We start from the raw sequence: 11,406 nt of genomic DNA, 5'->3' as shown, positions 1-11,406 counted from the left end.
TCAGGACGGAGAGGACCCACGTGCACACCAGCGAGAGGCCGTCAGGAATTCCACCGGCTCCGCGGCCACCGACCGGCGGCTGGTTCCCCGGCGTCGTGGCGGGGACCGAAGCCGGGACAGACACCGCACCGTTGCGGCTGGTCTGCTTTCCGTACGCCGGTGGCACTCCGTCCGTCTACCGAGGCTGGGCGCAGCACCTCGGTGACCGTGTCCAGGTGGTCCCCGTGCTCCTGCCGGGGCGGGGACTTCGCCTGCGGGAGACGCCGTACACCGCGATGGCCCCGTTGGCCTCGGACATCGCGGATGCGCTCGTCGCGTGCGAACTCGTCCGCGACTACGCCCTGTTCGGCCACAGCATGGGCGCACTGCTCGCCTACGAAGTCGCCTGCGAGCTGCGCGATCGCGGCCGACCCGAGCCCCTGCACCTGTTCGTGTCAGGGAGCAGGGCGCCGCATCTGTACGGCGACCGCGACGACCACACGCTCTCCGACGCGGAGCTACAGCAGTTGATCCGCGGCCTCGGCGGCCTGGGTGCCGACGACTCCATCGGCAGCTCCTACCTGGAGCGGCGCCTGCCGGTGCTCCGTGCCGACCTCACCGCCTGCGAGACCTACCGCTGGACTCCGCGGCACCCTCTGGACTGCCCGATGACCGCGTTCTCCGCCACCCACGACCCGATCGCGTCCGCGCCCGAGGTGGAGGCGTGGCGCGCGTACACCAGCGGCTCCCTTCTGCGACGCCATCTGGAGGGCGACCACTTCTTCCTCAACGGCACCTCGCGGCTGACACTCCTGCGCGAGATCCGCGGCGAACTCGCCCGCCTCATCGACGAGCCGGGCGGACCCGGCCCGGACGCGCCAGACCCACTCCTCACTTCGAAGAGGGAACCATCATGGATCTACTGAGCCTGGCCAGGACCGTCAAGGAGCGGGTGGAGGAACCGATCACGGACGCGCTGGCTGTGGCCAAGATCGTCACGGATCCGCGGACCCCGCTCCTGCTGACGCTCTCGACCCTGGTCGTCACCCCGCTGTACCGGGCGTCGTTCCTGGCTTCCGCCGCGGGGTCGGGCGTGCTGCAATGCCTGGCCGTGCGCCCGTGCGACCTGGACAGCCTGGCCGAACACCTGGAGGTCCCCGACGACCGCCAACGACTGCGCGCCTGGCTCGACATAGGCGTCCGCCTCGGCGAGTTCGACATGCGCGAGGGGTGCTACCGGCTCAAAAGCAACACGGCCAAGCTCCTGGCCCAGGTCGGGAACGACGCCGTCGCCGCCGCCCTGGAAGAGATCATGCGCTTCCACGTACCCGTGCTGCTCGACGCGCCCCGCATGCTCAGGCATGGCCACCGCTTCTCCCTCGACGACCAGGACGGAACGGTCATCGCCCGCTCTTCCCTGGCCCTGCAGGGGTTTGTCCAAGAGGCCATCGACCAGACCCTGGAGCGCGCCACGCCGGTCCGTCTGCTGGAGATCGGCTGCGGCACGGGCGCCTACGTCCGCTACGCCGCGGAGCTCAACCCCCGCCTGACCGCCCTCGCGGTCGACCTGCAGGAGGAGGTCGCCGCGCAGGCCGCCGACAACATGGCCCAATGGGGGCTCACTGACCGGGTCGAGATCCGCCAGGGAGATCTCCGGACTCTTGATCTCCAGCCTCAGTTCGACCTCGTCACTCTCCACAACAACATCTACTACTTCCCCGAGAGCGAGCGGGTCGAGGTGCTGGAGCGCGCTCGGTCCTTCCTCGCGCCCGGCGGCCGATTGCTGGTCACCTCGTCGTGCCAGGGTGGCGGAAACCTCGGCATCGACGTGCTCAACCTCTGGTTCGAGTACGCCGACTTCGGCGGCCCGCTGCCCCAGGAAGACGAGCTGGTCGCCCAGATGGAGAAGGCGGGGTTCGTCGACGTCCGGGCCACGCAGATCATCCCCACCCAGCCGTTCCTTGCGTTCGCCGGCACCAACGCCCGGCCCGCAACGCCCTGACCAGGCCAGGAGACCTCATCATGGACACCCGAACGGCAAGCAACCCGGCCCCCTCCACTCCCGCCACGACGCTGTCGGACGCCCCGCACTCCGAACTCGTGGCCGTCCTCGGCCGCGGCCACGGTGCCGGTGCCGGTGTCGAGACCCTGGGCGGCAAGGCCGCCCGGCTCGGCGAGATGATCGAGGCAGGGCTTCCGATCCCGCCCGCGTTCTGCCTCACCACCGGCCTGTTCGACCTCTTCCTGCGCGAGACCGGCCTCGCGGCGGAGATCCGCGCCGCCGAGGCCCGCGCCGCGGAAAGTCGAACGGTGCGCGAGCTGATCCTGGCCAGGGACATCCCCGAGCCCATCGCCCGTACGATCCTCGCCGCCTACGAGGACCTTGGCCGCCCCAGGGTCGCGGTCCGCTCGTCCGCCTGCCGGGAGGACTCCGCCGCGCAGTCCTTCGCCGGCCAGCACGACACGGTCCTGGATGTGTCGGGGGACCAGACACTGCTCGACGCGGTGAAGGTCTGCTGGGCCTCGCTGTGGTCCGACCGCGCGGCCGCCTACCGCGATGCCGGCGGCCCCGTGGGCTCCATCGCCGTGGTCGTGCAGGAGATGGTCCACGCCGATGTCAGCGGCGTCCTCTTCACCGTCGACCCGATCAGCGCACGGCCCCACCGGCTGGTTGTGGAGGCCTGCTGCGGTCTCGGCGAGGGGCTCGTCTCCGGCCGGGTCTCCAGTGACTTCTTCGTCGTGGACGACCGTACCCTGGAGGTGGTCGAGGAGCGCGTCCGCTACAAGGTGACCAAGTGCGCGCCGCTCGCACCCGGCAGGATCGGCATGACCAAGGTCGACGACGCCGACCGCGACGCGCCCTGCCTGACCCGTGATCAGCTGGACGCGCTCGCCAGGCTCGCGATCGAAGTCCGGTCCCACTACGGCACCGAGCAGGACATCGAGTGGGCGATGCGCGACGGCACGCTGTACCTCCTGCAGACCAGGCCCATCACCACCCGTCCTCAGGGCAAGGCGGTGGCCGACGGGCTCAGCCCCTACCTCGAACCGCAGCCCGACGCCGTGCAACACGGCACCCTGTGGTCGCGGATGGACATCGGCGAGATCTTCGTCGGCCTGATGTCACCGCTCGGTCTGAGCTTCGCCCGGTACTACCAGCACCATGTGCACGATGACTGCTCCGCGGCACTCGGCGTCCGTGACACCGGCGACGTCGGTCTGCAGATGGGCTACTTCCAGGGCCATGTCTATCTGAACATCTCCTACACGGCGTACCTGCTCGGCCAGTGCCTGCCCACCCGCGACCAGCGCCACTTCACCAGCCGCTTCGTCAGCGAAGAGGTCGACCTCGTCACGTACGAGAATCCCTTCGGAACCTTCCCCGGCGGCATGGAGGACCTGCTCTCGACGATCCACTGGGCGCAGTCCACGGCGACCGAGATGCTTGGCATGAAGCACCGAGCCGAGGAGATGGTCGCCACACGGCTGTACGAGTTCGACCGCGCCAGGCAGTTGGACCTGACGCGGATGAGCCGCCGCGAACTCGACGCCGAACTCGTCCGGTATCTGGCCTTCTTCCACGACGCGCACGTGGGCTACATGCCCTACTACATCAACGCCTTCGGGTTCTACGGCGTACTGACGGAGTTGTGCGCCAAGTGGCTCGGCGCCGACGGCGTCAACCTGCAGAACCGCATCAAGACCGACATGTCCAGCCTGCGCACCGTGGCGTCGGCGCAGGAGATCTGGGGTGTGGCCCAGGCCGCCAAGGCCAGGCCTCGCGTCATGGAGATCATCAAAGAGACGCCGCTCGAAGAGATCGAGGTCCGGCTGCGTGAGGACACCGAGGGGCGTGCCTTCTGGAACGCGCAGATGGAGCCGTTCCTGCGAGCCAACGGCACTCGTGGCCGCCAGGAGATGGAACTCACCCACCCGCGCTGGATCGACGACCCCTCGTACATCTTCCAGTTGATCCGCCGCTACTCCGCGGACGGGTTCTCCGTCGACGACATCATGGGGCGTAGCCGCGCACACGAGGAGGGCGACGCCCGGGCGGTCCTGGAGAAGCTGCCGTTGCACAAGCGGAAGACCATCGAGACGGTCATCGCGATGTACGCCCTGTGCAGCGAGCTGCGCGAGACCACGCGCATGTCGATGATCACGTCGATCTGGCTGGTCAGGAACATCGTGTACGAGGTGGGCCGCCGACTCGTCGACGAGGGCGTCCTGCACTCCCTGGACGAGGTCGCCCACCTCGACTTCGAGGACGTCCGGACCTATCTGCGCGGGGCGGACACGGGACGCGAGGTGTTCTCCCGCACCAAGCTGGACGAGCGGCGGCGCGTGCACGAGTACCACAACCGGCTGCCCGAACCTCCACTCACGTTCATCGGTGAGCACGACATCACCAAGGCGCTGCGGCCGATCGCCGACGGGGAGCGGCTGGAAGGCCTGGGATCCAGCCCTGGGCGGATCGTGGGCCGGGCGCGCATCGTGGAGGACCTGGTGTGGCAGGCCGACGAGTTCCAGCCCGGCGAGATCCTGGTCACTCGCTACACCGACGCCTCCTGGACGCCGCTCTTCGCCATCGCCGGCGGTGTGGTCACCGACATCGGGTCGATGCTCTCGCACAGCTCGATCGTGTCGCGGGAATTCAACGTGCCGTCAGTGGTCAACACCAAGTACGCCACGCAGCGCATCAGCACGGGCGACATGATCATGGTCGACGGCGACACCGGCATCGTCGAAGTCGTCGAAGGCTGAGCGCTCGTGCCGAGATCCGTCAGCAGACCGTGCCGCGCTTCCCGTGGCGCGGGTCACGAGAGGAAGGCAACGAGATGATCCCCAACCAGTGGTACCCGATCCTGCAGACCGGCGACATCGAGCGTGACAAACCCACCGGCGTGCGCCGCCTGGGCGAGGAGCTCGTACTATGGCGCGATCTCAGCGGCAATCTCGTGTGCCAGACCGCGCGCTGCCCGCACAAGGGAGCCAACATCGCCGACGGCCGCCTCAGGGGCAACACCGTCGAATGCCCGTATCACGGCTTTCGTTTCAACGCCGAAGGCGCCTGCAAGGTGGTGCCGGCCCTCGGCTCGGACGCGCGCATTCCCCAGTCGCTCAAGCTGAAGACGTACCCGGTGCGTGAGGAACACGGGCTGGTCTGGCTGTGGTGGGGGGATCAGCGGGAGAACCTCCCGGCGATCGAGCTCCCGACCGAGCTCGTGAGCCACCCGAGGCCCTACGAGACCATCTCCTGGAGTCGGCCCGTCCACTACACGCGCTACATCGAGAGCCTTCTCGAGTTCTACCACGTGACCTTCGTGCACCGGGATCACTGGACGAACAACATCGACTACACGTTCATGTACGGCACCGCGCGCAATCTCTGGATGGACGGACGCGAGCGCTACATCGCGGCCAACAAGATCGTCAACGAGAAGGTCGAGGTCGAGGGGACGACCATACGTTCCAGCTTCGACCAGTGCGAGGAAGGGAATCCGGCCAACAGCGCCCACTTCAACCTCATCTACCAGGCTCCGGGACTGACGCACGTCAAGACCGGCCTGCTGGAGATCACCACCTGGCTCACCCCCATCGACGACGAGAACACCCTGGCGATCATGCGCCTGTACGAGTACCCGAGGCTCAGGGCGATGGTGCCCATCAAGCAACTCCGGCCCTGGGTGCTTCGAGCCTCACTCCTCATGGAAAAGCTCGTCCAAGACCCCCAGGACGTGAGCATCATGCTCCGCCAGGAGCCCAAGGTCAGCGAACGAGGCGTGAACAAGTTCATCGCCGTCGACGAGATGAACGCCAAGTTCCTGCAGATGCGGGACAGGCTCAAGGCAGAAGCCGCGGAGGCGGACGGCGACGTCCCCGTGGTGGAACCTGGTGAAGCCCCGGTCGTGGCCAAGGGGGATGGTTCGACCGGGGCGAACGGAACCCGCCGGAAGCGCGGTGAGACGTCGAATCGAGCGGGCAGGCTGGCGAAAGCCCGTTCCTGACCGCCCCACACGAAAAAAGAGAAAGCGAGCGTGACAGATGTACGGCGGCTATGACGCGTCGACCGGCCCGAAGGCGTTGGTGACCACGTGTAATGCGCTGGCCGTCGCGGCAGTCGCATGGTTCCTCTTCTTCGGCGGCACGGACACGGTGGCGGGCTGGTTCGGGACCGAGCTGGACCATGCCGAGCTGCTCCGTCGAGAACTTCTGATCGCCCTCTCGGTGATCTACCTCTTGCGCTTCATCGCCACGACCTTCGTCATGCTGCGGCGCAGCATGGAGTGGTCGGAGGCGGCGGCCGTGGGCGTCTGGGTCCTCATCATCCACGCGACGATGGCGTACCTGGGGGGTACCAACGCCGCTTCCGTGGGAGTCCTGCCCTGGCTAGGTGTGGTGCTCTACCTCCTGGGCTCGTACCTCAACACGGGCTCGGAGTACCAGCGCAAGTTGTGGAAGCAGGCGCCGGAGCACAAGGGCAAGCTCTACACCGAGGGCCTCTTCAAGTACTCCATGCACATCAACTACTTCGGTGACGTGGTGCTCTTCACCGGATTCGCCCTGGTGACGGGCAGCCCGTGGGCCTTCGTCATCCCGGCGATCATGGCGTGCTTGTTCTCCTTCGTGAACATTCCCATGCTCGACAAGTACCTGGCGGAGCGGTATGGCGAAGCCTTCCACCAGTACTCCGAGAAGACCGCCAAGCTGGTGCCGTTCGTCTACTGAGCGCGTCGCGGTGCGGCGGCGGGGCGAGCCGCCCGCTGCCGCACCGCGACACCGCGTGCGAACGGGATCAGGACACACACCGGCAGCACTGGAGGAAGAGCGCATGAGTGAGACGAACGAGAGACGCTTCCAGCCTGCGCAGGACCGTACCAGCCCTCGGGACCTGCTCACAGACGTGCTTGCCCAAGGGATGCTCACGCTCGCGCGAGGCCGCGACTTCCTCGACCGCTGTCTCACCGAGGAGCAGAGCGCCGACGACTTCGGCTTCGATCCCGAACTCACCGACGAATTGCTGCTCGCACCGTTCCGGCCCCTCTACGAGAAGTATTTCCGCGTCGACGTGGAAGGCATGGAGAACGTGCCGAACGACGGCGGCGCCCTGGTGGTGGCGAACCACTCGGGCACGCTTCCGCTGGACGCGCTGATGCTGCAGGTCGCTCTGCGCGACCACCACCCCGCACATCGTGCGCTGCGGTTGCTCGCGGCCGACCTGGTCTTCGACCTGCCTGTGCTGCGCGTGCTGGCTCGCAAGGCGGGCCACACCGTCGCTTGCATGGACAACGCGCTGCGGCTGCTGGAACGCGGTGAACTGGTCGGTGTGATGCCGGAAGGCTACAAGGGGCTCGGCAAGCCGTTCACCGAGCGTTACCGACTGAGGCGCTTCGGCCGGGGTGGCTTCGCATCCGTTGCTCTGCGCACCGGGAGACCCATCGTGCCGTGCTCCATCGTGGGCGCGGAGGAGATCTACCCTGTGGTCACGGACGCCCGCCCTCTGGCCAGGCGCCTTGGTCTGCCGTACTTCCCCGTCACACCGACGTTTCCCCTGCTCGGCCCGCTCGGAGCGATCCCGCTGCCGACCAAGTGGACGATCCGGTTCGGTGAGCCGGTGCCGACCGGTCACTACTCGCGGGAGGCGCTGGACGATCCGATGTTCGTGCACAAGATCTCGGACGAGGTTCGGGACACCATTCAGGACACGCTCAACGAAATGGTGCGCGAGCGCGGCTCGGTGTTCCGGTAGATCCGCGGCACACGAAGCAGTCGTGACGAAGTCGAACGGCTGGGATGGGCGACGGCCCGGCCGAGGAGGTCGGGACCGGGGCAGGGGCTGTTCAGCCAGGTCCAGAACGCGGCATCGGCGAGGGAGCCGGCGTAGCCACCGAAGGGGGACACGGGCTCCTGGCGGCGGCCAGGCGGCCAGGCGGCCGTCGGCCAGATCCAGGCCGACCGCCACCACCCCCGACCAGCGGCACGATCCCCAGGGGAAGCGACCGCGGTCGACCTGGGCTCAGCCCCGGAGCGCGCGTCGCAGTCGGCGTCCCAGTACCTCGACGGCGAGGCTGACCAGCAACGAGGCCAGCAGGATGCTGGTGACCACGGGGAAGTCGAAGGCCGCGAGACGTTCGCTGAGCATTCGGCCCAGACCGGCCGCGCCGACGACGCCGACGATGGCGGTGTCGCGCACGCAGATCTCGAACCGGTAGAGCGTGTAGGTGACCAGGTGGTTCGCGGACGGCGGTCCCATGGACACCACGGCCGAGAGCGCACGGGATACGCCGGCGTTGCGCAGGGACTCCCGGGGCCCAAGGTCCATGGTCTCCCAGGCTTCGGCGACCAGCCGGCCGAGGATGCCGCCGGTGTAGAGCCCCAGTGCCACGGCTCCGGGCAGCACGCCGGGGAAGAGGCCCAGGAGCGCGACGACGGCCCACACGGTCGGGGGGACCGACCGCAGCCCCAGGAGCAGCAGCCGGGCCGTCCACCAGACAACCCGTCGGCCCCAGGACGCCGGGCCGCGCCGGTCGGCGCGCGGCCGGCCGGCCCAGGGGCCGACGAGCAGGGTGATCAGGACCGCCACGGCCATGGCGAGGACGGCCATGGCCACGGTGTCGAGGGCGGCGCCGGTCAGTACCCGCAGACCGCCCTCGGGGAGTGCGGGAGGCCACAGGTCGCCGAGCAGCCGGCCGGCGAGGTCCTGGGTGCGGGCCGAGGCGAGTCCGGCGGGTGAGAGGCCGACCCACCACCAGGCGACCGCGAGCGCCGGCACCGCCAGGATCAGAGACCAGCGGGTCGAGCGGGACAGGCCACGCGGGGACCGGCCGTCGTCGCGCGAGCGTTCATGTCCGACCGACCAGTCGGCGCAGGTCACCACCGCGACGTCGGAGCGGACACGGTTGCTCCACAGCTCGACCGCCCCCGCGAGCGCCAGCAGTGCCGCGACCAGCGTCCAGACCTCGCCCCAGTTACGCGACTGCAGGCTCACCGTGAGCTCGAATCCCAGCCCTCCGACGCCGGCGACGCCGAGCACGACCGCGGACCGCAGGGCGCACTCGAACCGGTAGAAGGAGTACGACAGCAGCAGCGGTGCCGTGCCGGGAAGGAGGGCGTAGGCCAGAGCGGAGCAACGCTTGGCGCCGGCGGCGCGCAGCGCACGCAGCGGCGCGTCGGGCACACTGTCGAAGGTCTCCCCGAAGACCTGGGCGCTCTGCGCGCCGAAGGGCAGGGCGAGTGCCAGGACGGCGACGAGCGGGTCGAGGCCGAGCACGCTGACGAAGAGCAGCGCCCACACCAGCTCGTGCACCGAGCGGACGGCCACCAGCGCGCCGCGCAGCACAAGCCGCCCCGCACGTAGGGGCCACGGCAGCGTGCCGCTCCACGCCGCGTCGCTGAGGACCAGCCCGCCGACCAGGCCGATCACCAGTGCCCCGGCCGTCCCGAGCAGGGCCAGGGCCAGCGTCGTCGCCGTCGCCTCCAGGACCGCGCCGAGGAAGCCCGGGTCGAGGGAGGGATGCAGCGCGGTTGCCGCGAGGTCGTCGAGCAGGGCCAGACCGCCTCGGTTGACCAGCTCGCCGCCCGACGGGACGGCGCGAGCAAACGCCCAGGCCAGCAGCCCGGCCACCGTCACCAGTGCCGTGAGCCTGCGGAGCAGAATCCGCCGCCCGCTCACGGGCTTTCGCCCCGGCGCGGATACGGCCGGCGGGGTCGGCGGGGTCGGCGGGGCGTCGAGTTGGAGTGTCATACGAGCTCGTAGAGGTCGTGCAGGGCCTTGTCGGTCGCGTCGCCGGCCGGGAGGTCGAGGACGATCCGGCCCTCGCGCAGGCCCACCACGCGCGTGCAGTGCTCGCGGGCCAATGCCGGCTGGTGCAGACTCACCACGAGCGTTCTCCCGGTCGGTGAGGCGCCGAGCAGGCCGAGAACCCGCGCGGCGCGCACCGGATCGAGACTGGATACGGGCTCGTCGGCCACCACCAGCTCCGGCTCCTGCACCAGGAGCCGGGCGATGGCCACCCGCTGCCGCTCGCCGCCGGACAGGCGCTCGGTGCGTTCGTACAGCGCCCAGCCCAGGTCCACCTGTTCGAGCGCGTCGCGGACCACGTCGAGCGAGTGCGGCCAGATCAGCGAGGCCAGCGCGCGGGCGGTGCTCCACCGGCCGAGCCGGCCCGCGTTGACGTTGTGCACCACCCGGACCTGCTCGATCAGGGCGAGGTCCTGGCTCACCGAGCCGATGCGCCGCTGCAGCAGCCGACGCCGTGGGGCCGTCAGGCGGGCGGAGTTCTCACCGAAGACCTCCACGCTGCCCGTGGTCGGCTCCAACGACCCGTTGAGCAGAGCCAGGAGCGTGCTCTTGCCGGCGCCGCTGGTGCCGAGCACCGCCACCCGCTCCCCGGCGTGGACGGTGAGGTCCAGCTCGCCCAGGGCCTCGTGCGCGCCGAACCGGCGCCCCGCTCCGCGCAGCCGGATCACCGGTGGAGCGTCACTCACCGCAGCAGGCCCAGGTCGCGGGCCACGTCCTCGATCCGGTCGTAGGCGGAATTCTTCGTGCCTACGAAGGACTTGGCGCCGAAGAGCTTGAGCAGCTTCGCGTCCTCGGCGTTCCGGTCGTCGAGACCCAGGAGCAGGTCCAGCACCTTCTTCCTGGTGCCGTCGCCGAAGGTCTTGTCGAGATCCGGACGGGCCAGCCAGTGGTAGTCGGCGTAGCCGGGAGTGCGCCACAGCACGACCACCTTGCTCAGGTCGACCTCGCGCGCCTCGACGGTGGCGTCCCAGACCTGCTTGTTGACGGCCCCGGCCTCGAAGCTGCCGCCCGCCACGAGCTCGATGGTGGCGTCGTGGGAGCCCGAGAAGCCCGGCTTCCCCCGCAACTCGCCCTGCTCAAGACCGGCCTGCCGCATGAAGTACTGCGGCATGAGCCGGCCGGAGGTGGAGGTCTCGCTGCCGAAGGTGAAGGTGTGTCCGGCGAGGCCGCGCAGCCCGTCCACCTTCTCGAACGGCCGCAGGCCGGCGTCGGAGTGGGCGATGAAGAGGCTGTGGAACTCGGCGTCGATGTCCCGCTGCGCGAGGGCCGCGGCACCCGGTACGCGTGCGCGTGCCTGGACGCCGGTCAGCCCGCCCATCCAGGCCAGGTGGATGTCGCCGATCTCGAACGCCCGCACCACGGCGGTGTAGTCGGTGACGGGCCGGTAGGCGACCTTCAGGCCGGTCGCGTCGGCGAACCGCTCGGCCACGCCAGGGTAGAGCCGGTTCAGCAGCTCGGGGTCCTGGTCGGGAATGGCGGAGATCCCGAGCTGCCGGGTCTCGGACGCGGCCCCGGTCCCGCAGGCGCTGAGCAGGAGCGTCGCTCCGGTGCCGAGGAGCAGCGTACGTCGGGTCATCGGTCTCATGGACATGGGAATGGGCATGGGCACTTCCTTGGTGCGGGCG

Annotated in this window: 9 protein-coding genes; 6 read left to right on the top strand and 3 right to left on the bottom strand. The window is 69.3% G+C overall.

The window, feature by feature from the left end; genetic code table 11:
- Positions 1-95: 95 nt before the first annotated feature.
- The 6 genes from WBG99_RS10545 to WBG99_RS10520 all read left to right on the top strand — a co-directional run bounded on the left by WBG99_RS10545 (position 96) and on the right by WBG99_RS10520 (position 7,729).
- Entirely contained in the window at positions 96-905 is an 810-nt protein-coding gene (locus WBG99_RS10545; protein ID WP_338896082.1) for an alpha/beta fold hydrolase, read from the top strand.
- Positions 893-1,981, top strand: a complete 1,089-nt coding sequence (locus WBG99_RS10540; protein WP_338896081.1) for a methyltransferase — start codon at positions 893-895, stop codon at positions 1,979-1,981. Before WBG99_RS10545 ends, WBG99_RS10540 begins: the two co-directional genes overlap by 13 nt.
- 20 nt (positions 1,982-2,001) lie before the next feature.
- A complete protein-coding gene (locus WBG99_RS10535) occupies positions 2,002-4,743 on the top strand; it encodes a PEP/pyruvate-binding domain-containing protein (RefSeq protein ID WP_338896080.1) in 2,742 nt (913 codons plus the stop codon).
- A gap of 74 nt (positions 4,744-4,817) precedes the next feature.
- Entirely contained in the window at positions 4,818-5,987 is a 1,170-nt protein-coding gene (locus WBG99_RS10530) for an aromatic ring-hydroxylating dioxygenase subunit alpha (RefSeq protein ID WP_338896079.1), read from the top strand.
- A gap of 37 nt (positions 5,988-6,024) precedes the next feature.
- Positions 6,025-6,708: a DUF1295 domain-containing protein gene (locus WBG99_RS10525; protein ID WP_338896078.1), complete on the top strand. Its 684-nt coding sequence runs from the start codon at positions 6,025-6,027 to the stop codon at positions 6,706-6,708.
- Between the two features lie 190 nt (positions 6,709-6,898).
- Positions 6,899-7,729: a lysophospholipid acyltransferase family protein gene (locus tag WBG99_RS10520; protein ID WP_338900284.1), complete on the top strand. Its 831-nt coding sequence runs from the start codon at positions 6,899-6,901 to the stop codon at positions 7,727-7,729.
- A gap of 267 nt (positions 7,730-7,996) precedes the next feature.
- Here the strand turns inward: WBG99_RS10520 and WBG99_RS10515 are convergent, their stop codons facing one another.
- From WBG99_RS10515 to WBG99_RS10505, 3 genes are read right to left on the bottom strand one after another with little or no spacing between them, the layout of a single operon-like run.
- Positions 7,997-9,724, bottom strand: a complete 1,728-nt coding sequence (locus WBG99_RS10515) for an ABC transporter permease subunit (protein ID WP_338896077.1) — start codon at positions 9,722-9,724, stop codon at positions 7,997-7,999.
- The gene (locus WBG99_RS10510; RefSeq protein WP_338896076.1) at positions 9,721-10,467 is read right to left on the bottom strand and encodes an ATP-binding cassette domain-containing protein; all 747 of its coding nucleotides are present in this window, start codon (positions 10,465-10,467) and stop codon (positions 9,721-9,723) included. Before WBG99_RS10510 ends, WBG99_RS10515 begins: the two co-directional genes overlap by 4 nt.
- On the bottom strand, positions 10,464-11,357 hold the full coding sequence (locus tag WBG99_RS10505; protein ID WP_338896074.1) for a putative selenate ABC transporter substrate-binding protein: 894 nt from the start codon (positions 11,355-11,357) through the stop codon (positions 10,464-10,466). The genes WBG99_RS10510 and WBG99_RS10505 overlap by 4 nt, the downstream gene beginning before the upstream one ends.
- Positions 11,358-11,406 lie beyond the last annotated feature (49 nt).

It is taken from the genome of Streptomyces sp. TG1A-60 (assembly GCF_037201975.1).
GTDB lineage: Bacteria > Actinomycetota > Actinomycetes > Streptomycetales > Streptomycetaceae > Streptomyces.
The sequence above is the reverse complement of the archived record's forward strand: the minus strand, read 5'-3'. Positions and strand labels throughout refer to the sequence as shown.

Excerpts from the sequence above, each read along its gene's own strand:
- WBG99_RS10540 (WP_338896081.1), top strand. The coding sequence starts at position 893 with ATGGATCTACTGAGCCTGGCCAGGACCGTCAAGGAGCGGGTGGAGGAA.
- WBG99_RS10535 (WP_338896080.1), top strand. The coding sequence starts at position 2,002 with ATGGACACCCGAACGGCAAGCAACCCGGCCCCCTCCACTCCCGCCACG.
- WBG99_RS10530 (WP_338896079.1), top strand. The coding sequence starts at position 4,818 with ATGATCCCCAACCAGTGGTACCCGATCCTGCAGACCGGCGACATCGAG.
- WBG99_RS10525 (WP_338896078.1), top strand. The coding sequence starts at position 6,025 with ATGTACGGCGGCTATGACGCGTCGACCGGCCCGAAGGCGTTGGTGACC.
- WBG99_RS10520 (WP_338900284.1), top strand. The coding sequence starts at position 6,899 with ATGCTCACGCTCGCGCGAGGCCGCGACTTCCTCGACCGCTGTCTCACC.
- WBG99_RS10515 (WP_338896077.1), bottom strand. The coding sequence starts at position 9,724 with ATGACACTCCAACTCGACGCCCCGCCGACCCCGCCGACCCCGCCGGCC.
- WBG99_RS10505 (WP_338896074.1), bottom strand. The coding sequence starts at position 11,357 with ATGACCCGACGTACGCTGCTCCTCGGCACCGGAGCGACGCTCCTGCTC.